General features: G+C 70.1%; 17 protein-coding genes. 3 read left to right on the top strand and 14 right to left on the bottom strand.

Annotation, left to right across the window (positions count from 1 at the left end; translation table 11 throughout):
* Nucleotides 1-38 precede the first annotated feature (38 nt).
* From ACT26F_RS07000 to ACT26F_RS07025, 6 genes are all read right to left on the bottom strand, one after another.
* Complete coding sequence (locus ACT26F_RS07000) at nucleotides 39-1,109, bottom strand: ABC transporter ATP-binding protein (RefSeq protein ID WP_471669791.1); 1,071 nt, start codon at nucleotides 1,107-1,109, stop codon at nucleotides 39-41.
* Nucleotides 1,106-2,110, bottom strand: a complete 1,005-nt coding sequence (locus ACT26F_RS07005) for a LacI family DNA-binding transcriptional regulator (RefSeq protein WP_471669792.1) — start codon at nucleotides 2,108-2,110, stop codon at nucleotides 1,106-1,108. The genes ACT26F_RS07000 and ACT26F_RS07005 overlap by 4 nt, the downstream gene beginning before the upstream one ends.
* Entirely contained in the window at nucleotides 2,107-3,468 is a 1,362-nt protein-coding gene (locus ACT26F_RS07010; protein ID WP_471669793.1) for a GH1 family beta-glucosidase, read from the bottom strand. Before ACT26F_RS07010 ends, ACT26F_RS07005 begins: the two co-directional genes overlap by 4 nt.
* Nucleotides 3,465-4,304: a carbohydrate ABC transporter permease gene (locus ACT26F_RS07015; RefSeq protein ID WP_471669794.1), complete on the bottom strand. Its 840-nt coding sequence runs from the start codon at nucleotides 4,302-4,304 to the stop codon at nucleotides 3,465-3,467. Before ACT26F_RS07015 ends, ACT26F_RS07010 begins: the two co-directional genes overlap by 4 nt.
* Before the next feature lies 1 nt (nucleotide 4,305).
* Nucleotides 4,306-5,208 (bottom strand): carbohydrate ABC transporter permease, encoded by a 903-nt coding sequence (locus ACT26F_RS07020; protein WP_471669795.1) that lies wholly within the window; start codon nucleotides 5,206-5,208, stop codon nucleotides 4,306-4,308.
* A 98-nt stretch (nucleotides 5,209-5,306) separates the two neighbouring features.
* A complete protein-coding gene (locus tag ACT26F_RS07025; protein WP_471669796.1) occupies nucleotides 5,307-6,545 on the bottom strand; it encodes an extracellular solute-binding protein in 1,239 nt (412 codons plus the stop codon).
* 300 nt (nucleotides 6,546-6,845) lie between these two features.
* Here ACT26F_RS07025 and ACT26F_RS07030 point away from each other — a divergent pair, with 300 nt between their 5' ends.
* On the top strand, nucleotides 6,846-9,917 hold the full coding sequence (locus ACT26F_RS07030) for a hypothetical protein (protein ID WP_471669797.1): 3,072 nt from the start codon (nucleotides 6,846-6,848) through the stop codon (nucleotides 9,915-9,917).
* Between the two features lie 88 nt (nucleotides 9,918-10,005).
* Here ACT26F_RS07030 and ACT26F_RS07035 read toward each other — a convergent pair whose 3' ends face one another.
* The 8 genes from ACT26F_RS07035 to hppD all read right to left on the bottom strand — a co-directional run bounded on the left by ACT26F_RS07035 (nucleotide 10,006) and on the right by hppD (nucleotide 18,852).
* A complete protein-coding gene (locus ACT26F_RS07035) occupies nucleotides 10,006-12,219 on the bottom strand; it encodes a polyribonucleotide nucleotidyltransferase (protein ID WP_471669798.1) in 2,214 nt (737 codons plus the stop codon).
* A 237-nt stretch (nucleotides 12,220-12,456) separates the two neighbouring features.
* On the bottom strand, nucleotides 12,457-12,720 hold the full coding sequence (gene rpsO, locus ACT26F_RS07040; RefSeq protein ID WP_471671665.1) for a 30S ribosomal protein S15: 264 nt from the start codon (nucleotides 12,718-12,720) through the stop codon (nucleotides 12,457-12,459).
* A gap of 140 nt (nucleotides 12,721-12,860) precedes the next feature.
* Nucleotides 12,861-13,790: a bifunctional riboflavin kinase/FAD synthetase gene (locus tag ACT26F_RS07045; RefSeq protein WP_471669799.1), complete on the bottom strand. Its 930-nt coding sequence runs from the start codon at nucleotides 13,788-13,790 to the stop codon at nucleotides 12,861-12,863.
* 20 nt (nucleotides 13,791-13,810) lie between these two features.
* Complete coding sequence (locus tag ACT26F_RS07050; RefSeq protein ID WP_471669800.1) at nucleotides 13,811-14,695, bottom strand: phenylalanine 4-monooxygenase; 885 nt, start codon at nucleotides 14,693-14,695, stop codon at nucleotides 13,811-13,813.
* Between the two features lie 10 nt (nucleotides 14,696-14,705).
* A complete protein-coding gene (locus ACT26F_RS07055) occupies nucleotides 14,706-15,836 on the bottom strand; it encodes a fumarylacetoacetate hydrolase family protein (RefSeq protein ID WP_471669801.1) in 1,131 nt (376 codons plus the stop codon).
* The gene (locus ACT26F_RS07060) at nucleotides 15,833-16,462 is read right to left on the bottom strand and encodes a hypothetical protein (protein ID WP_471669802.1); all 630 of its coding nucleotides are present in this window, start codon (nucleotides 16,460-16,462) and stop codon (nucleotides 15,833-15,835) included. The genes ACT26F_RS07055 and ACT26F_RS07060 overlap by 4 nt, the downstream gene beginning before the upstream one ends.
* Entirely contained in the window at nucleotides 16,459-17,637 is a 1,179-nt protein-coding gene (locus ACT26F_RS07065; RefSeq protein WP_471669803.1) for a cupin domain-containing protein, read from the bottom strand. Before ACT26F_RS07065 ends, ACT26F_RS07060 begins: the two co-directional genes overlap by 4 nt.
* Nucleotides 17,638-17,652: 15 nt before the next feature.
* Nucleotides 17,653-18,852, bottom strand: a complete 1,200-nt coding sequence (gene hppD, locus ACT26F_RS07070) for a 4-hydroxyphenylpyruvate dioxygenase (protein WP_471669804.1) — start codon at nucleotides 18,850-18,852, stop codon at nucleotides 17,653-17,655.
* 118 nt (nucleotides 18,853-18,970) lie between these two features.
* On the opposite strand from hppD, the gene ACT26F_RS07075 reads away from it, so the two are divergent.
* The gene (locus tag ACT26F_RS07075) at nucleotides 18,971-19,462 is read left to right on the top strand and encodes an Lrp/AsnC family transcriptional regulator (RefSeq protein ID WP_471669805.1); all 492 of its coding nucleotides are present in this window, start codon (nucleotides 18,971-18,973) and stop codon (nucleotides 19,460-19,462) included.
* Between the two features lie 29 nt (nucleotides 19,463-19,491).
* Nucleotides 19,492-20,433: a cation diffusion facilitator family transporter gene (locus ACT26F_RS07080; protein ID WP_471669806.1), complete on the top strand. Its 942-nt coding sequence runs from the start codon at nucleotides 19,492-19,494 to the stop codon at nucleotides 20,431-20,433.
* Nucleotides 20,434-20,455 lie beyond the last annotated feature (22 nt).

Raw genomic sequence — 20,455 nt, forward strand, 5'->3', positions numbered from 1 at the left:
GGCTCGATGCTATCGACCGCGCGCCGCGCCGGTTCGTCCTACCCGAGGCGCTGCCCCGTGATCGGATCGAAGTGGTGGACGGCCGTGGGGTCGATCACGGCGAGGTGGGACGTGATGCCCTTCTCCGGAGGATGGCGCCAGTCGGTGCGCGCCACGACGGGCAGGTCCACCCCGTCGGCCCGGCCGTACAGGTAGGCGTCGGAGCCCAGCTCCTCGACGACCTCCACGACGATCGGCAGGCCGGCATCGGCGACGACGAGGTTCTCCGGGCGGACGCCCACCACGACCGTCTCCCCGGAGGCCGCCGCCACGGTGGACCGCGGGACCGGGAGCGTCGCCGAACCGAACGAGACGCCCCCGTCGACGACGGTCAGCTCCAGCAGGTTCATGGCGGGCGAGCCCATGAAGCCGGCCACGAACAGGTTCACCGGGTGGTCGTACAGCTCGCGGGGAGCCGCGACCTGCTGTAGGACGCCGTCCTTGAGCACCGCGACGCGGTCGCCCATCGTCATGGCCTCGACCTGGTCGTGGGTGACGTAGACGGTCGTGGTGCCCAGTCGTCGCTGCAGTGCAGCGATCTGCGTACGGGTCTGCACGCGCAGCTTGGCGTCGAGGTTCGACAGCGGCTCGTCCATCAGGAACACCTGCGGCGACCGCACGATCGCCCGGCCCATCGCGACCCGCTGCCGCTGTCCGCCCGAGAGGGCCTTGGGCTTGCGATCCAGATAGTCCGTCAGCCCCAGCAGCTCCGCCGCCTCGCCCACCCGCACCGCGATGTCGGACTTCGCGGTCCCGGCGATCCGCAGCGCGAAGCCCATGTTCTCGGCCACCGTCATGTGGGGGTACAGCGCGTAGTTCTGGAACACCATCGCGATGTCGCGATCCTTCGGCGCCAGGCTCGTGACGTCCCGATCGCCGATCCAGATCCGACCCGCGTCCACGTCCTCCAGACCCGCCAGCATGCGCAGGGTCGTCGACTTTCCACAGCCCGACGGACCCACCAGCACGAGGAACTCACCGTCCTCGATCGCGAGGTCGAGGCGATCCACGGCGGGTCGCTCCTGGTTCTCGAAGAGTCGGGTCGCCCCGTCGAATGTCACTCTGCTCATGAGGACTCCCCCGTCCGCAGCTCGGCTTGCAGGATCACGGACTCCGGCGCGGCGCCGGGGTCGTCGATGCGTCTCCCGAGCAGCTCGACGAGTGCCGTGCCGAGCGCCGCGAGGGGCTGGTCCACGGTCGTCAGCACGGGGGTCGACGCGGCCGCCGCGGGCGAGCCGTCGAAGCCGACGATCGCGACGTCCTCGGGGATCCGCACCCCGTTGCGGGACAGCTCCCGCAGCGCGCCGAGCGCCATGACGTCGTTCGCGGCGAACACCGCATCGATGTCGGCGCGGCGCTCGAGCAGGGCGGCGGCCCCGCGCACGCCGCTCGCATCGGAGAAGTCCCCCGTCTCGACGAGATCCGGGTCGAACGGCAGGCCCGCCGCGGCCAGGGCGTCGCGATAGCCGTCGAGGCGGTCGCGGCCGGAGGCCATGTCCTGCGGACCGGTGACGCACGCGATCGTGCGGCGCCCCGTCCCGACGAGGTACTCGACCGCCTGGCGCGCTCCGCCACGGTTGTCGACGTCGACGAACGACGTGCCCTCCAGCGCGGGCCGGCCCACGTAGACGACGGGCAGGTCGGAGTTGTCGGGCAGGCTCAGCCCGTCGTGCAGCGAGACCACCATGACGCCATCGACGTGCTGGGGGGTGAGGAACTGTCCGAGTCGTGCCAGCCGGGCCTCGTCGGGGACCATCGACAGCACCATCCGTCGCGAGGCGTCGTCCACGGCGCGGGAGATCCCGCGCACGAGCGCGGCGAAGAACGGCTCTCCGAACACGCGCTCCTCGTCCTCGGCGATGACCAGTGCGACCGTGTCGGTCCGCTTCGTCTTGAGTGCCCGGGCGGCCTGGTTGGGGACGTAGCCGAGCTGGCGCACGGCGCTCTCGACCGCCTCGCGGGTACGGGCGGACACGTGCTCCGAGCCGTTGACGACCCGAGATGCCGTGCCGCGGCCCACGCCCGCGAGCCGGGCCACCTCCTCCAGCGTCGGCTGGCGGTGCTCGATCATCCTGCGATCTCCTTCCTGCTGCTGCGCCGGGCGAGATCGCCGAGCCAGCGGGCACTGGCCTTCGGCGTGCGCTCCAGCGTGTCGAAGTCGACGTGGACGATGCCGAACCGCTTGGCGTAGCCCTCGGCCCACTCGAAGTTGTCCAACAGGGACCATGCGAAGTATCCCCTCACGTCCACCCCGGCATCCATCGCGTCGGCGAGTGCGCCGAGATGCCCGGAGAGGAAGTCGATCCGGTCGCCGTCGTCCACGGTGCCGTCGGGGGCCAGGACGTCGTCGAAGGCCGCACCGTTCTCGGTCACGTAGATCGGGATCGGCGGATAGTCGCGGTGCACCTGGGTCAGGACCTCGGTCAGGCCGACCGGATCGACGTCCCACCCCGACGCGGTCTTGGGCCACTCGCGGTTCACGAACTCGACCTGGGAACTGCCCGGCCACGGGCTCGCCGCGACGACGTGCCGCGTGTAGTAGTTGACGCCGAGGAAGTCCAGCGGTGCGGCGATCAGCGCGAGGTCGTCCTCGCCGATGACGTCGGTCCCGCCCACGCCGGCGACGTCGCGCAGGACGTCCTCGGGGTAGCGGCCCAGCAGTACGGGGTCGAGGAACCAGCGGTTCATGAGCCCATCGATCCGGCGGGCGGCCTCGTCGTGCCGCCCCGTCTCGTCAGCCGGCGACACGGCGTAGAGATTGAGCGTCACCCCGACCCGCGCCTCCGGCCGACCGCGGCGGAGCCGAGGCACCGCCAGGCCGTGCGCCAGGTGCAGGTGGTGGGAGGCCGCGAGCGCGGCGGCGGCATCGGTCCTGCCGGGGGCATGGATGCCCGAGCCGTAGCCGAGGAACGCCGCACACCACGGCTCGTTGAGCGTCGTCCAGTTCCGCACCCGGTCCCCCAGCGCGTCCGCGACGATCTCGGCATAGTCGGCGAACCGCTCGGCGGTGTCGCGCACGGGCCAGCCGCCCGCGTCCTCGAGCGCCTGGGGCAGGTCCCAGTGGAACAGCGTCGGCCACGGCTCGATCCCGGCGTCCAGCAACCCGTCGACGAGCCGGTCGTAGAAGGCCAGGCCGCGAGGCTCGACCCGGCCGCGGCCGTCCGGCTGCACGCGCGGCCACGAGATCGAGAACCGGTAGGCGCCCAGACCGAGGTCGCGCACCATCGCGACGTCCTCGGGCCAGCGGTGGTAGTGGTCGACCGCGACGTCGCCGCTGTGTCCCTCGAAGGTGCGTCCGGGCTGGGCGCTGAAGGTGTCCCAGATCGACGGTCCACGGCCGTCCTCGCCGGTGGCTCCCTCGATCTGGTAGGCCGACGTCGCCACGCCCCACGTGAAGCCGGGATCGAATCGTTCGTTCAGGCCGTTCATGACTTCAGTCCGCCTTCCATGATGCCGCCGACGATCTGGCGGCCGAACAGGACGAAGACCACGACGAGCGGCAGGGTGCCCATGAGGGTTCCCGCCATGACCAACGCCTGGTCCGTGTAGTAGCCGCCGGAGAGCCGCGAGAGCGCGACCTGCACCGTCGGATGGTTGAAGTCCAAGGAGATGTACGGCCACAGGAAGTCGTTCCAGCGCTCCATGAACGTCAGCAGGCCGAGCACCGCCGCAGCCGGCCGCAGGGCCGGGAAGACGATCGACCAGAAGATGCGCAGCGTCGACGCGCCGTCGACCCGGGCGGCCTCGATCAGCTCGTCGGGGATGGCCTGCGACGCGTACTGGCGCATGAAGAAGACCCCGAATCCGCTGACCAGGAACGGCAGCGTGACCGATGCCAGTCCGCCGGCCAGGCCGAGCTTCGTCATGAGCATGTAGAGCGGGATCAGGCCCAACTGGACCGGCACCATCATCGTGGCGACGACGACCACGAGCAGCACGTTGCGGCCGCGGAACCGCAGCTTCGCGAACGCGAACCCGGCGAGCGCCGACGTCACCACCACGGAGATCGTGGCGACCGTGGCGACCAGCACGGTGTTCAGCACCGCCTTCGTGAACTGGACGTCCTCGTTCGCGAGCACCCGGTCGATGTTCGTCGCGAGCTGGTCGCCCGGCAGCAGCGGCGGCGGGATGTTGAAGATCTCGCTGTTGGCCCGCGAGGCCATCACGAGCATGAAGTACAGGGGTCCGGCCGACACCATGACCACGAGGATCAGCGCCGCGTACATCGACGGCGGGGCGCCGGCGGCGCGCGTGCGAAGGGCCATGTCAGTCCGCCGATCGGATACGCCGCAGGAGCAGCAGGTTGACCGCCGAGACGACGGCGATGATGAGGAAGAGGACCCAGGCGATCGTCGAGGCGTAGCCGAACCGTTGGCCCGTGAACGCCTCCTGCACGAGGTACATGGCCACGGTCTGGAACTGGCCGCGGTTGCCTCCGGAGATCGCATTGGCACCCGGGTTGAACAGCAACGGCTCGGTGAACAGCTGGATGCCGCCGATCGTCGCGATGATCGTGACGAAGATCAGCGTGGGGCGCAGGATCGGGACCGTGATCGACCAGAACTGCCGCCACGCCGAGGCCCCGTCGATGCGGGCCGCCTCGTAGAGCTCGTTCGGCACCGACTGCAGGGCGGCCAGCAGGATCAGCGCGTTGTAGCCGGTCCATCGCCAGTCGACCATCGTCGCGATCGCGAGCCACGACGACCAGCGGTGCGCCCGCCAGTCGATCGTGTCGACGCCGAACAGTCCGAGGAACCAGTTCGCGATGCCGTAGTCACGAGCGAAGATCAGGCCGAAGATGATGCCGACGGCCGCGACCGAGACGACGTTGGGGATGAGCACGCCCATCCGCCAGAACGTCCGCGCCCGCAGCCGGGTGTTGAGCATCTGGGCCAGCACGGTCGCCAGCACCAGCTGGGGCACGGTGGCCAGGATGAAGATGCCGAACGTGTTGATGAGCGCCCGCCAGAACGCGTGGTCGACGGCCAGCTCGCGGTAGTTCGCCAGACCGATGAACTCCTCCTTGCCGGCCAGCAGCGTCCACTCGTGCAACGAGACCCACGCGGTGTACACGAGCGGAAAGAGCCCGAACGCCGCGAAGACGATGAAGTACGGAGAGACGAACGAGAGTCCCGCGCCCTGCTGCCGTGCCAGTCGCTTGCGTGCCATGACGTGATCCTCTCCGATGTCGAGGGTTTCGGACGTAGTGCAGCCGGTGCCCGCGCCAGGAGGAATCGGGCGCGGACACCGGCCGCGTCAGGGGTGCGTCAGCGTGCAGCCTTCTCGGCTGCTGCCACCGCGTCGTCCCAGCCCTGGGAGGCAGGGACCTCGCCGTTCTCCACGCTGCGCAGGGCGTTCTCGACCGCATCGCGGACGGGGACGTTCTTCGCGCCGAGGTAGACCGGCTCGAGCTGCTCCGCACCGGCCACGAACAGCTGGCCGACGGGTGCACTGTTGAAGTACTCGTTCGTCGCGTCCTTCAACTCGGGCTTGTCGTACAGCGCCGGCAGGGAGGGAAGTCGACCCTCGGCCTCGAAGGCGAGCATCTGGCCCTCCTCGTCGCTGAGGTAGTCGATCAGTTTGATCGCCATCTCCTGGTGCTTGCTGGTCTTCGGCACGGCGAGCCACGAGCCGCCCCAGTTGCCGCCTCCGCCGGGCACCGTCGCGATGTCCCACTTGCCGGCGTTCTCCTCGCCCGACTGGTCCTTGATGTAGCCGGTCATCCAGGCCGGGCACGCGACCGCTGCGAAGCTGCCGTTCTTGAAGCCCGCGTTCCACTCGTCGCTGAACGCCTTGAGCTGGGCCGACAGACCCGCATCGGTCATCTCGACCGCGTAGTCCCATGCCGTCTTGACGGCGGGGTTGGTCTCGATCACGAGGTTCTCGTCGCGGTCGAAGTACGTGTGGTCGCCCTGCTGCATGAGGATCGAGTTGTACGTGTTCGTCGAGGAGTCGATGAACCCGACCTTGTCGTCCTTGATGCCGGCCTCGAACTTCTTGCCGGTGGCGATGAAGTCGTCCCACGTGGGCCAGAGCTTGCCGACCTCCTCGCGATCGGTCGGCAGGCCGGCCTTCTCGAACAGGTCTCGGCGGTAGCACATCGCCAGGCCGCCGACATCGGTGCCGTAGCCGATCGTGGTCTTGCCATCGGACGAGGTCGCCTTGTCCCAGACCCACGGCAGCCAGCGATCCTTGAGGTCGTTGCCGCCCTCGTCCTGCAGGTTCACGAACTTGTCGGTGGCCGACAGGAAGGAGACCGTCTGGCCCTCCTCGATCGCGACCACGTCGCCCGAGTCGCCGCCGGCGGCAATCTGTTGGGTGAGCTTGGTGTTGTACTTGCCGAGGTCGCCCTCGGCGCTCTCGACGATCTTGACGCCGGGATTGGCCGCCTCGAACTTCTTGTACGCCTCCGAGTACCCGAACTTGCCGAACAGGTTCACGTGCAGCGTGATGTCGTCTCCGTCGTCGCCCGAGTCTCCCGAGCCGCACGCAGCCAGACCGCCCAAGGCGACGACTGTGGCGAGGGAGGCGGCGATCCGTCGTGTGCGATTCAACGTCGTGCCTTTCGTCGGTCTCCCACCCGTCCATGGGAGCGCTCCCATGAGTGTGGCGCGCATCACAGCCAGAAGTCAAGAGAAATTTGGGAGCGCTCCCAAAATGTTCCATCTCGGGTCGGTTCGTCGCTCGAGTGACGTATGCGCCGGGTGGGTCGCACGGACCCTTTCGTTCTGCGATTCCAGACCGTTTCTCGATTCCCGCTGCTACCTTCACGGAATCGGGATGGAGTACTCGCGCCGGAGGCCGCCATGTTCCACCGCATCGCCACCGGGGTCACCGTCGCGAGCGCGATCGCCGCAGGCTTGCTGCCCATGACGCCGACCGCCGCCTCGGCCTCCACGTCCGCGCCCTCGTCGGTGTCCGTCGTGTCGGACATCCTCGGCCTGCGAGCGAGCTGGCCGGCCGTCGACGGCGCGACCTCGTACCGGGCCTGGGTGACCGGGCTGCAGACCCAGACCGCGGTGACCGTCCCGGCGGACACCCGCGACGTCTTCCTCGGCCTGCCGGACACGACGACGGCCCGCAGCGTCTCGGTCGCCGCGGTGGTCGCCGCGACGCAGTCCGCGCCGGCCGTCTCGGCCACCCGGCGCGCGACGACCCCGGGTGGGACGGTGACGGTCCCCCGCACGCCGGGGACCGTCGTCTCCACGTCGCTGAAGGCGCGTCGCTCGACGTCGCTGGGCCTGGCCGGTCACGGGGGCATCCCCCGGACGGGCGCCGCCGGGATCTGGATCACCGTGGACGCCACGGCCGCGAAAAGGAACCGCACGGCCACGAGCGTCACCGTGTCGGCTCCAGGCGCGACGACCACGCTCACGCTCGCCCGCCGCGCCCGGTCCGTCCGCACGATGTACGTCCGCCCGGGCAGGATCACACTGCGTGCGGGCAGGGGCGCGGTCGCGGTGCGAGTCCGTGCCGTCGCCTGGAACCTGACCACACCGGCGTCCGCCGGCAGGACGGGGACGGTGAAGACGATCTCCCCGAAGTCCGTGCTCGGGTCCGCCGGGAACCTGAGGGCCGGGAGGTCCTCGTGGGTCACGGCGCGCGGAGGCTCCGTTCCCCCGACGGGCGTCGCCGGCGCCGTCGTGACGCTGACCGCAACCGGCTCGTCCAAGGTCTCGACGATCGGGGTCACCACCGTGGCGAGGGGCTCGGGGACACCCGTGCTCACGACCGTCCCGAGGCGGACCACGCAAGTCACGACTATCGTGCCGCTGGACGCAAAAGGCCGGTTCCGCGTCGTCAACGGGGCCGCGCCGGCATCGATCCGCGCGACCGTGACCGCGTGGATCTCGGCAGCGAACGCTGTCACGGCGGAACCCGGAGCTGCCGGCGAGTGGACCACGCCGCAGTCCGCCCGGGCATTGGCCACGGTGCCCCTGCGAGTGCGCGCAACGACCACGGTCGTCGTGGCCGGGCGCGCCGGGGTGCCGACGCTCACGGGCGCGACTCCCCCGACGGCCGTCCTGGTCACGGCGACCGCGTCCACGACGGCATCCGCGGCCACGATCGGCGTCGGCTCGACGACCGCCGCCCTGCGACCGCTGAGGCAGCGGCCCGACCAGTCGACCTGGTGGGTGCCGATCGCGGCGAACGGCACGATCGCCGTGCGCAACCTCGGCAGCACGAGCGCGAAGGTCGCTCTCGCGATCAGCGGCTGGACCACCGGCACGAGCCTGATCGACCCCGACACCCGCGTCGTGACCTCCGAGGCGGCGTACGGCACCCGCGACGCGGGTTCCGGTGAGCTGACCGTCCCGACGGCGAAGAAGCCGCCCGTCGGCGCCGTGCTCGCCTCGGGTCCCACGTCCGCCAACCCGCAGGGGTTCCTCGTGCGGGTCACGGACGGCACCGACAACGGCGACGGCACCACGACGCTGGCGACCCGCGACGCCTCGCTGACCGAGGCGGTTCGTCGTGGATCGCTCAGTCGCTCGTTCGACTTCGTGCCGACGCCCGACGGGCCTGCGGTCCACCGCGCGACGCGTGTGCAGCCGTCAGGACTGCTCGATCCGCACACCGTCACGTTCGACTGGGAACGAGAGGTCGGCGGCGACACGGCGGCCGCGACACTCGCGGGCTCGGCGTCGCTGACCGTGGACGGCGACATCGACATCGACGTCGGATGGCGAGGCGTGGACGGACACGCGACGCTCGAGCTGGTCGAGGCGCTGGACGCCTCGCTCGCCGCCGAGGCGGCCGCCTCCTGGTCCGAGCGGTTCGACGATCTCGCCGAGGTGTCGTTCGCGACCATCGTGTTCACGATCGGACCGGTTCCCGTCGTCATCCAACCCGGCCTCGAGGTCGACGCGTGGGCATCGGGAGCCGTCTCGGGCGCCGCGACCGTCGAAGGGCACCAGAGCGCCTCGGCCACGATCGGCATCGATCTCGACGACGGGCTCATCACCGACACCGACGCCGCATCCCCGACGGTGGAGGTCACGCGGGCCGAGGCCTCCTTGGAGGCAGAGGTCGGCATCGAGCCCGAGGCGGAGTTGGAGTTCTACGACCACGGAGAACTGGCCGTCGGCCTGCCGACCAGCCTCCGGGCCACGTGGACCTACCCGGAGTGCTCGATCGTGGTCAGCGGCCGACTCGCGTACTCGCTGAACGCGGGACTGGAGATCCTGTCGTTCGAGAAGGAGGCGTCGCACACCGGCACCATCCACGACCGCGAGTTCGGCCGGATCAAGCTCCCGTTCACGCCCGACACGTGCTTCGGACCGTGGCGGGGATCGATCGACGTCTCCACCTCGGCCACCACCTCCACCCCTGGCACTCCGTACGCCTGGGACGGTGTGGCAAGCGGCTCCTACACGGCGCTGAAGCCCACCTCGGAGTACGTCGACCCCAGGTCCTGGACGTACTACTCGGCGAACGTCTCCTACTCCGTCACGTCCAGGTCCTACGGGTGGTGCTCCCCACCTCCGGACGAGGCCGGGCCCTACTACGCCGCGCAGGTCCTCGAGGGGCAGGAATCACGAGCTGGCAACTCGGGAGACCTGAACTTCGTCGGCGGCTACGCGGTCGGGCTGCGGGACGGTCCCGACGGCACGTACGTGCACCCGGGGTCCGCCAACGTGGAGATCCCCGGCCAGTACCTGTGCCGCGGCTGGGAGGGTCCCTACAAGATCAACGAGGGGATCCTCGGCTTCACCCCGGGCGCGAGTGGCACCAGTTCGGACCGGCCCCTGAACGACACCGACCCGAGCCCCAAGCGACTCGTCGGCTCCACGACGTGGCTCGCCGATCCGGGTGGATTCCACGGCGACTCGTACGAATTCACGATCACCTACGACCTGACCCGCGAGGAGCTGTAGGCGCTCAGGCCGTGACCACGTGGTCCGTCCACCGGGGAACGACGAAGCCCCGCACCAAGGGCGCGGGGCTTCGGTCGTGATCGCGGGATCAGGCGTCGACGGACTCCTCGGCGGGGGCCGCCTCGTCCTTCTCCGTGACGGCGGTCAGCGAGATCTTGCCGCGATCACCGAGCTCGGCGATCTGGACCTGGATCTTGTCGCCGACCTTGACGACGTCCTCGACGTTGTTGACGCGCTGGCCACCGTTGAGCTCACGCAGCTTGCTGATGTGCAGCAGGCCGTCGCGGCCGGGGGCCAGCGAGACGAACGCGCCGAAGTCGACCGTCTTGACGACCGTGCCGAGGTAGCGCTCGCCGACCTCGGGCATCGTCGGGTTGGCGATCGCGTTGACGGCCGAACGGGCCGCCTCGGCCGCGTCGCCACCCTCGGCGCCGATGTAGACCGTGCCGTCGTCGTCGATCGAGATCTTCGCGCCGGTGTCGTCCTGGATCTGGTTGATCATCTTGCCCTTGGGGCCAATGACCTCGCCGATCTTGTCGACCGGGATCTTCACCGTGATGATCCGCGGGGCGTACGGGCTCATCTCGTCGGGCTCGCTGATCGCCTCGGCCATGACGTCGAGGATCGTCTGGCGCGCATCGTGGGCCTGCTGCAGGGCACCGGCCAGCACGTCGGCGGGGATGCCGTCGAGCTTGGTGTCCAGCTGCAGGGCCGTGACGAACTCGCGCGTTCCGGCGACCTTGAAGTCCATGTCGCCGTAGGCGTCCTCGGCACCGAGGATGTCGGTCAGCGTGACGAACTTCTGCTCGCCGTCGACCTCACCGGAGATCAGGCCCATCGCGATGCCCGCGACCGGGGCGCGCAGCGGCACGCCCGCGTTCAGCAGACCCAGCGTCGAGGCGCAGACCGAGCCCATCGACGTCGAGCCGTTCGAGCTGAGCGCCTCGGAGACCTGACGGATCGCGTACGGGAACTCCTCGCGCGTCGGCAGGACGGGCAGCAGGGCCCGACCGGCGAGCGCGCCGTGACCGATCTCGCGACGCTTCGGCGAGCCGACGCGGCCCGTCTCACCGGTGGAGAACGGCGGGAAGTTGTAGTTGTGCATGTAGCGACGCGTGGTCTCGGGCGAGAGCGTGTCGAGCTTCTGCTCCAGGTCGAGCATGTTCAGCGTCGTGACACCCAGGATCTGGGTCTCGCCACGCTGGAACAGCGCCGAACCGTGCACGCGCGGGATGACGCCGACCTCGGCGGACAGGGCGCGGATGTCCGCGAGCCCACGGCCGTCGATGCGGATCTGGTCGCGCAGGACGCGCTCGCGCATGAGCGACTTGGTCAGCGAGCGCAGCGCGGCGCCGAGCTCCTTCTCGCGGCCCTCGAAGCGCGCACCGAGCTGGTCGATGACGTTCGCCTTGATCTCGGACTCGCGGTCCTCACGCTCGGCCTTGCTCAGGATCGTGAGAGCCTGCGCCAGGTCGCCCGAGGCGATCTCCTTGACGGCGTCGTACGCATCGTCCTCGTAGTCGAGGAAGACCGGGAAGTCCTGGACGGGCTTGGCCGCGGAGGCGGCAAGCTCGGCCTGCGCGTCGCACAGCTGGCGGATGTACGCCTTGGCGGCCTCGAGGCCACCGGCGACGATCTCCTCGGTGGGCGCCTGGACGCCGGACTGGACGAGGTCCCAGGTCGACTCGGTGGACTCGGCCTCGACCATCATGATCGCGACGTCGTCGCCGGCGACACGGCCCGCGACGACCATGTCGAACACGGCCTCCTCGAGCTGGCTGTGCGTCGGGAACGCGACCCACTGGCCATCGATGAGGGCGACGCGGGTGGCGCCGACCGGGCCGCTGAACGGCAGGCCCGAGATCTGCGTGGACGCCGAGGCGGCGTTGATCGCGAGCACGTCGTACGGGGTGTCGGGGTTGAGCGCCAGGACCGTGATGACGACCTGGACCTCGTTGCGCAGGCCCTTCTTGAAGGTCGGGCGCAGCGGGCGGTCGATCAGGCGGCACGTGAGGATCGCGTCCTCGCTCGGGCGGCCCTCGCGACGGAAGAACGAGCCCGGGATGCGACCCGCGGCGTACATGCGCTCCTCGACGTCGACCGTCAGCGGGAAGAAGTCGAAGTGATCCTTGGGCTGCTTGCCGGCCGTGGTGGCCGAGAGCAGCATGGTGTCCTCGTCGAGGTAGGCGGCGACGGAGCCGGCCGCCTGACGGGCCAGCAGGCCGGTCTCGAAGCGAACCGTGCGGGTGCCGAAGCGACCGTTGTCGATGACGGTCTCGACGGAGTGGATGGTGTCGGACATGGACGTCCCTTCCGCAGGGCGGTGCCCTGCTTCTTCGGACGAGGCGGCACAGAACCCCGTATGGGGCGCCGGTCTTCGATCGAGGCCCTCGGGCCGCTCTGCGGTCCGGGAGCCACTACCGAGGACCGAGCCGGGGCCGACCTCGTCGGTGTCGTGGATATGGAGTTGTGCGCGTCCGGAACCAGGCCCGGACGAGAGAACGGGCGGTCATCCATGGAGGATGACCGCCCGATCAAGTCAGCGGCGCAGACCGAGGCGCTCGATGAGCGAGCGGTAGCGCTCGATGTCGTTGTTCTGCAGGTAGTTCAGCAGCCGACGACGCTGGCCGACCAGCAGGAGCAGACCACGACGGCTGTGGTGGTCGTGCTTGTGCTCCTTGAGGTGCTCGGTCAGGTGCGCGATGCGGCCGGTAAGCAGCGCGATCTGGACCTCCGGGGATCCGGTGTCGCCCTCGCTGGTGGCGTACTGCGCGATGATCTCGGACTTCGACAGGTCAGCCACCGTGGGGGCAGCAGTCTTCTTCGACACGTTTCTCCTTGGAGTTCCGTTGCACGGCGCGCCCGGGCCTGTTCACCGGGGCACTCTCGATCCGTGGCCGTTCGACGGCAACCATCAGTTTATCAGCGCCGACCCACGCGGTCCTAATCGAGGGCGGCCCGTGCGGCGCGCACGTCGCGGTGCATCTGCTCGAGCAGCGCGTCGACCGAGTCGAACGCCGTCATGTCCCGCAATCGGGCCACGAACTCGACCCGGATCCGGTGGTCGTAGAGCTCGAGGTCGTCGCGGTCGAGCACGTAGGACTCGACCCGGCGGCCGGTGACGCCCTCGAAGGTCGGATTCGTGCCCACGGAGGTCGCTGCCGGCAGTCGCGAGCCGTCCGGCAGGAGCACGCGCGTCGCGTAGACGCCGTCCGCGGGCACGACGGACGAGCCGTCCACCGGGACGTTCGCGGTCGGGAAGCCCAGTTCGCGACCACGCCGGTCCCCCGGCACGACGATGCCCTCGACCTCGTGAGGACGGCCCAGGATCGCGGCGGCCTGCTCGACGTCGCCGGCCGCGATGGCGGCCCGCACCCGCGTGGAGGAGAACGCCACGCCGTCGCCGGCCAGGGCGAACTCGGCGGCGACGAAGCCTTGGCGCTCCCCCACCTCGGTCAGGGTGTCGATCGAGCCGGACGCCTTGCTGCCGAACCGGAACCCGTGTCCGACGACCACGACGCGGGCGTCGCACTGGTCCAGGACGACGGCCCGGACGAAGTCCTCGGGGCTCCACGCGGCCATCTCGGGGGTGAAGTCGAGCACGCGCACATGGTCGGCGCCGTGGGCGTGCAGCAGCTCGATCCGCCGCTCGAGACTCGTGAGCCGACGGGGCGCGCGCTCGGGCGCGAAGATCGCGACGGGATGCGGGTCGAACGTCACCGCGACCGTCGCGACACCGCGGGCGGCCTCGCGCGTCGCGGCGAGCAGGGCCTGGTGACCGCGATGGACGCCGTCGAAGTTGCCGATCGTCACCGCAGACGGTTCGCCGACCGGGATGCCGGGTGCTCCCTCCACGGACTTCCAGATCGCCACGGCGTCACTCTAGCCACTCCTCACGCAGCGCCTCGCAGCGCGCCGATCGAATCGTCCGTGCAGGTGTCCCAGAAGCCCCCGACCACGTCGGTGATCTGGCCGAACGACGACGCCGCGAACAGGACTTCCTGGTAGTGCGTGATGTCGTAGTCGGTGGTGCCCATGTCGACGATGTCGAGCGGGCGGATCGTCATGTGGGCGAACTCCTCGATCTCCCCCGGGCTCGACAGGATGCCGGCGCCGTACGCCTTCAGTCCGTCGGGCTCGTGGACCACCCCGAACTCGAGGGTGAACCAGAACGTCTTGCTGACGAACTCCAACGCCTCGTCGGTCTCCACGCGTCGCGCCGCTGCCCCGGCCGCCTCGTACAGGTCCGTGAAGCGCCGGTCCGCGAGCGTGTTGCCGTGGCCGACGACCTCGTGCAGCACGTCGGGCTCGGGCGTGTAGAGCGGCACCGAGTGGTGGCGGACGTACTGCGTCGCCCAGAACCCGCGGTCGGCGAGCGCGCCGTAGAACTCGCGCAGCGGCACCAGACCGGCGGCCGGCTGGTAGGCGAAGCCCGTGAGCGACGCGAGCCGCTCGGTGAGCTCGGCGAGCTGCGGCACGTGGTCGTCGGGCAGGCCGAAGGCCTCCTTGCCGTCGAGGAACTCACGGCACGCGTGGGTCCGGTGCTTCTCACGCAGGTCGGCGCACACGACGCGCCAGACCTCGTGCTCCTCGTCGGTGTAGTCGATGACCGGCGGCGGCTCGCCCGGATGCCACCGCGCCGCCGCCGTGGCGATGCGGTCGCGGCGCTCCCGGTAGACCGGGTCCTCGAGCCCCGGGTGCCCCTGGCCCAACTCGACCGACACGCTGCCGTCGGACTTCTTCGTGATCGGCGCGAAGTACTGACCCTCTTCGAACATGTCCCTGCTCCTATGTCTCGATGACACCGTCGACCTCGCCGAGCGGCAGCTCCCTGCCGTCACGGGTCCGGGCCACGGCCGAGATGGTCACCCGGTCGCCGTCCTCGAGGAACGTCCGCGTGCTGCCGTCGCCGAGCGTCACCGGCTCGGCACCGTTCCAGGTCAGCTCGATGAGTGAGCCGACCTCGTCCCGCTCGGGTCCGCTGACCGTGCCCGAGGCGAACAGGTCCCCCGGCCGCAGCGACGCACCGTTGACGGTCAGGTGGGCCAGCATCTGCGCCGGGGTCCACGCCATCGACGCATAGGGCGGTCGGGAGACGACCGAGCCGTTGATCGCGACGGTCAGCCCGAGGTCGAGTCCGTGACCCGCCGGACGCAGGTAGTCCTGGAGTTCGGCGTGCGGCTCCGGGGGCTCGATCCGCGCGTCGGCGAGCGCCGCCCACGGCACGATCCACGGGGAGATCGACGTCGCGAACGACTTGCCCAGGAACGGCCCGAGCGGCACGTACTCCCAGGCCTGGATGTCGCGGGCGGACCAGTCGTTGACGACGCACACGCCGAACACGTGCTGCGCGAACTCCTCGGCGGCCACGGGGTGGCCGAGTTGCGAGCCGGCGCCGACGACGAAGCCGATCTCGGCCTCGATGTCCAACCGCGCGCTCGGCCCGAACCCGATCGTCCCGTCCGCCGCCCGGGTCTGGCCCGACGGGCGCCGCACGGGCGTTCCCGAGACGACGACCGTGCCGGCGCGCCCGTGGTAGCCGATGGGCAGGTGGTCCCAGTTCGGGGTGAGCGGATCACCGTCGGGGCGGAAGATCCGGCCGATGTTCGTCGCGTGGTTGCGCGAGGCGTAGAAGTCGACGTAGTCCGCGACCGCGAACGGTAGCACGAGCGTCACCTCCGTGGTGGGGCGCGCCCGCGGGCCGCCCTCGACGTGGGCGCCGACCGCGGCGCGCGCCTCCTCCCACGTCTCGGGTCCGGCAGCCAGCAGTGCGTCGAGCGAGCCGGCCGCGAACAGGTCGGGGCGCAGCGCCGTGACGTCGACGACGCCCGTCCCCACGCCCACGCCGACGCGCGGCCCGTCGAGGTCGGGGGCGGTGAAGCTGCAGTACGGCAGCGTGGTCGCGTCGAAGTCGGTCATGTGATCAGCCCCAGCGCCCGCAGGTCCGCGAGCGACTCGTCGATGCCGCACGTCCCGACGGAGCGGAAGAGCCGGCGTGCCTCGCCGAGTGACGCGAGATCCATCTCGTCCGCGGTGGCGTCGAGCACGGGCCGGGGGTCCTGGCCCCGGGTCGCGGCGACGACGGCGGCCATGACGTTGACGAACCCGTGTGCGCCGTCGTGCGCGACGGCGGCGTGCAGCCCCGCCGTCAGCTTGAACGGTTGGTCGTGCGCGACGCAGTGGACGACGGCCGCGGACACCTCCGCCGCACTGGGCACGTACGCCCCGCCGCACCGCAGCTTGAGGATCGCCCCGGTCGGGACGTCGAACCCCTCACCCCACGCGCGTTCGACCACCGTCGGCTCCTCGGGCAGGTCGTCGCTGCGGCCCCACACCTCCGTCGAACCGCGCACGACGGCGACGTCCAGCGGCTCGTCGAGCAACGCGAGCAGGTCGGGCCAGCGCGCCTCGTCGCACACGAACGGGCCGACGAGGGCGCCCTCGGGCGCGGCCCGTCGAGCCAGGTGCGCCTTGAGTGCGACGTCGAGCGGCGCGTTGCCCGGCGGGAAGATCGCCGCGTCGTCGAAGAACCGCTCGAACGTCATCCGCGCCCCCACGACAGGTGGTAGACGCCGTCGTCGACGGCTCGCCCGCCCTCGCCGAGCTCGAGCGGACGGAACGTGTCGACCATGACCGCGAGCTCGTCGAAGCGTTCGGCGCCGAGACTCGCCTCGATCGCCGCCGGCACCGGACCGTGCGAGTGCCCGCCCGGGTGGACCGAGATCGAGCCCTTCGCGATGCCGGAGCCCTTGCGCGCCTCGTAGTCGCCGTCGACGTAGAACATGATCTCGTCGGAGTCGACGTTCGAGTGGTAGTACGGCACCGGGATCGAGAGCGGGTGGTAGTCGACCTTGCGCGGCACGAAGTTGCACACGACGAAGTTGTTGCCCTCGAAGACCTGGTGCACCGGTGGCGGCTGGTGCACGCGGCCCGTGATCGGCTCGAAGTCGGCGACGTTGAACGCGTACGGGTAGAGGCAGCCGTCCCAGCCGACGACGTCGAACGGATGCCGTGGCACGACGTGGACCGTGCCCGACAGGCCTGCCGGTCCGGACCCGCGATGCTTCACGTACACCTCGACGTCGGTCTCGTCGCGCACCTCGGGATCGCCCGGACCGCGCAGGTCACGCTCGCAGTACGGCGCGTGCTCCAGCAGCTGCCCGAACCGCGACAGGTAGCGCTTGGGCGGGCCGATGTGGCTGTTCGCCTCGATGCAGTAGGCGCGGACGTCCCCGTCCGGCACCCACCGGTGGGTCGTGGCCCGGGGAATGACGAGGTAGTCGCCCGGCCCGAACGGCAGGTGCCCGAACACCGTCTCGAGCACTCCCCTGCCGGCCTCGACGAACACGCACTCGTCGCCTGTGGCGTTGCGGTACAGCGGCGAGGTCCGGGCCCCCACGGCGTACGAGATCCGCACGTCACCGTTCCCCAGCACGAGCCGGCGGCCCGTCACGAGGTCCCGTTCGGCGTCGTCGAACAGGTCGTGCAGCCGCAGGTGGCGCGGCAGCAGGGGCTCGTTGGGGGTCGTCGACTGATCGGGCAGCGCCCACGACCGCGCCTCGACGATCGCCGACGGGACGCCCACGTGGTACAGCAGCGACGAGTCGGAGCTGAAGCCCTCCTCGCCCATCAGCTCCTCGCGGTACAGCGAGCCGTCGGCGGCGCGATGCTGCGTGTGCCGCTTGGGCGGCACCTCCCCGGACCTGCGGTAGTGCGCCATCAGGAGCTCCCCGTCCTAGAAGTTTCCACGGCGTGCCTGCTCGCGCTCGATCGCCTCGAACAGCGCCTGGAAGTTCCCCTTGCCGAAGCCGAGCGACCCGTGCCGCTCGATCAGCTCGAAGAACACGGTGGGCCGGTCACCGACCGGCTTCGTGAAGATCTGCAGCAGGTACCCGTCCTCGTCGCGGTCCACGAGGATCCCGCGACGCTGCAGCTCCTCGATCGGCACCCGGACCTCGCCGATGCGCTCGCGAAGCTCGGGATCGGTGTAGTACGAGTCGGGCGTGGCCAGGAACTCGATGCCGGCATCGCGCAGCGCATCGACCGTCGCCAGGATGTCCTGGGTCGCGAGAGCGAGGTGCTGTGCCCCCGGACCGTCGTAGAACTCCAGGTACTCGTCGATCTGGGACTTCTTCTTGCCGACCGCCGGCTCGTTGAGCGGGAACTTGACCCGGTGGTTGCCGCTCGCCACGACCTTGCTCATCAGGGCGCTGTACTCGGTCGCGATGTCGTCGCCGACGAACTCGGCCATGTTCGTGAAGCCCATGACCCGGTTGTAGAAGTCGACCCATTCGTCCATCCGGCCGAGCTCGACGTTGCCCACGACGTGGTCGAGCGCCTCGAAGATGCGCTCCGGGGCGCCGGCCGGCCGCCTCATGGTGGACCGGCGCTCGACGTAGCCGGGCAGGTAGGGGCCCGAGTACCGGCTCCGGTCCACGAGCGTGTGCCGGGTCTCGCCGTACGCGCCGATCGCCGCCATCCGCACCGTGCCGTGCTCGTCGGTGACGTCGTGGGGTTCGGCGAGGATCGTGGCGCCCTGCTCGCGCGCGTGGCGCACGCAGGCGTCGACGTCGGGCACCTCGAGCGCGATGTCGACGATGCCGTCGCCGTGCCGGCGGTGGTGGTCCAGCACCGCACTGTGCAGGGCGACCCCGCCCTTGAGCACGAACCGCACGGCACCGCTCGCGAGGACGTACGCGTGGTGGTCGCGGTTGCCCGTCTCGGGTCCGGAGTACGCGACGAGGTCCATGCCGTAGGCGGACATGAAGAAGTGGGCGGACTGCGTCGCGTTGCCGACGTTCCACACGATGGCGTCCCAGCCGGTGACCGGGAACGGGTCGGTCGTGGGGTCGTGCTCGACGAGGCCGACCAACTGCTGCAACTGGTCGAGGTCGAGGTGCGCGAGGCGTTCGGCGTCCGTCAGATCGAGGGTCATGTGACCCAGCACACGCCTTTCCCTCGATCTGTGCAACCGGTCCATTTCGAGGTGATCAGGAACGACAGTACGACCAGTCAGACCGGCTACGGACTGGTCAGATTGCTAGGCTGAGCGCATGGTGGATCGTTTGGACGTCGCCCTCATCGAGGCGATGCACACGCACCCGCGGGTCGGCGACCTCGAGCTGTCGCGCCTCCTCGGCGTGGCCCGCGCGACGGTCCAGTCGCGCCTGCGCAAGCTGGAGGCGACCGGAGTCATCACCGGCTACGGGCCCGACATCGACCTCGCTGCGGCCGGTCACCCGGTCCAGGCCTTCGTCACGTTGCAGATCGTGCAGGGCTCGATCGACGCCGTGACGGAGGAGCTCGAGTCACTGCCGAACGTGCTCGAGGCCTTCATCACGAGTGGCGATGCGGACATCGTCTGCAAGATCGCGGCGACGTCCCATGAGGACCTCAAGGACACCCTCCTGCACATCAGCGGCTCCGGATCGGTCGCCCGCACGAGCAGTGTGATCGTGTTGTCCGAGCTCGTGCCGGCCCGCGTCCTGCCGATGCTGCGCAAGGGCGCGGCCGACCCTCCCCCGCGCGCGCCCGCGTTCCGCTGACCCGGGCACGGATGGTCCAGACTGGTCGCATGCTGACCGTGCTCGTGGCACTCGTCGCCAACGCGTTGATCGCGTGTGCCAAGAGCATCGCCGCGGCGCTGACCGGCTCGGCGTCGATGGTCGCCGAGGCGGCGCACTCGTGGGCCGACACCGGCAACGAGGTCGCCCTCGTCATCGCCGAACGTCGCGGCTCCCGCCCGCGCGACCCGTCGCACCCGCGCGGCTACGGCCGGGCCACCTACCTGTGGTCGCTGATCGCCGCGTTCGGGCTGTTCGTCGCCGGCTCGGTCGTGTCGCTGTGGCACGGCGGGGCGCAGGTGTGGGACGAACTGCAGGGTCACGGCTCGACGGAGGAGCCCGAGTACCTCGTCAACTACCTCGTGCTCGCCGTCTCGTTCGCGCTCGAGGGGACGTCGTTCCTGCAGGCCCGTCGCCAGGTCCGGGCGCAGGCCGCGCGATTCCATCTCCGCCCGATCCAGTTCGTCAACCGCACGTCCGACTCGACCTTGCGGGCCGTGTTCTTCGAGGACCTCTCCGCCCTCGTCGGTCTCGTGTTCGCGGCTGGCGGCATCGCCTTGCACGAGATCACGGGCGACGCGATCTGGGACGCGCTCGGGTCGATCGCGATCGGCCTGCTGCTCGGCGCGGTCGCGATGTTCCTGATCAGCCGCAACATGGACTACCTGCTCGGCGACGCCGTCGTGCCCGGCGTCCGCGAGCAGTTCATCGAGAAGGTGCTGGCGCATCCGGAGGTCGAGCGGCTCACCTACCTGCACATCGAGTTCGTCGGCCCGCGGCGTGTCTTCCTCGTCGCCGCCGTCGACCTCACCGGCGACGACCGCGAGACCGATCTCGCCCGGCGGCTTCGACGGCTCGAGGCGGAGCTGGAGACCGACGAGCTGATCGAGGACGCCGTGCTGACCCTCGCCGCTCCCGACGAGACCGAGCTGTTCGCCGATCGACCGAGCTGAGCCGGCCGGGGAGACTCTCATC

This window comes from Aeromicrobium sp. SP1 (genome assembly GCF_055663785.1).

What these genes read in the sequence shown, in the direction of transcription:
- ACT26F_RS07000 (WP_471669791.1), bottom strand. Translation starts at nt 1,109, where the DNA reads ATGAGCAGAGTGACATTCGACGGGGCGACCCGACTCTTCGAGAACCAG.
- ACT26F_RS07005 (WP_471669792.1), bottom strand. Translation starts at nt 2,110, where the DNA reads ATGATCGAGCACCGCCAGCCGACGCTGGAGGAGGTGGCCCGGCTCGCG.
- ACT26F_RS07010 (WP_471669793.1), bottom strand. Translation starts at nt 3,468, where the DNA reads ATGAACGGCCTGAACGAACGATTCGATCCCGGCTTCACGTGGGGCGTG.
- ACT26F_RS07015 (WP_471669794.1), bottom strand. Translation starts at nt 4,304, where the DNA reads ATGGCCCTTCGCACGCGCGCCGCCGGCGCCCCGCCGTCGATGTACGCG.
- ACT26F_RS07020 (WP_471669795.1), bottom strand. Translation starts at nt 5,208, where the DNA reads ATGGCACGCAAGCGACTGGCACGGCAGCAGGGCGCGGGACTCTCGTTC.
- ACT26F_RS07030 (WP_471669797.1), top strand. Translation starts at nt 6,846, where the DNA reads ATGTTCCACCGCATCGCCACCGGGGTCACCGTCGCGAGCGCGATCGCC.
- ACT26F_RS07035 (WP_471669798.1), bottom strand. Translation starts at nt 12,219, where the DNA reads ATGTCCGACACCATCCACTCCGTCGAGACCGTCATCGACAACGGTCGC.
- ACT26F_RS07050 (WP_471669800.1), bottom strand. Translation starts at nt 14,695, where the DNA reads ATGTTCGAAGAGGGTCAGTACTTCGCGCCGATCACGAAGAAGTCCGAC.
- ACT26F_RS07055 (WP_471669801.1), bottom strand. Translation starts at nt 15,836, where the DNA reads ATGACCGACTTCGACGCGACCACGCTGCCGTACTGCAGCTTCACCGCC.
- ACT26F_RS07060 (WP_471669802.1), bottom strand. Translation starts at nt 16,462, where the DNA reads ATGACGTTCGAGCGGTTCTTCGACGACGCGGCGATCTTCCCGCCGGGC.
- ACT26F_RS07065 (WP_471669803.1), bottom strand. Translation starts at nt 17,637, where the DNA reads ATGGCGCACTACCGCAGGTCCGGGGAGGTGCCGCCCAAGCGGCACACG.
- hppD (WP_471669804.1), bottom strand. Translation starts at nt 18,852, where the DNA reads ATGACCCTCGATCTGACGGACGCCGAACGCCTCGCGCACCTCGACCTC.
- ACT26F_RS07075 (WP_471669805.1), top strand. Translation starts at nt 18,971, where the DNA reads ATGGTGGATCGTTTGGACGTCGCCCTCATCGAGGCGATGCACACGCAC.
- ACT26F_RS07080 (WP_471669806.1), top strand. Translation starts at nt 19,492, where the DNA reads ATGCTGACCGTGCTCGTGGCACTCGTCGCCAACGCGTTGATCGCGTGT.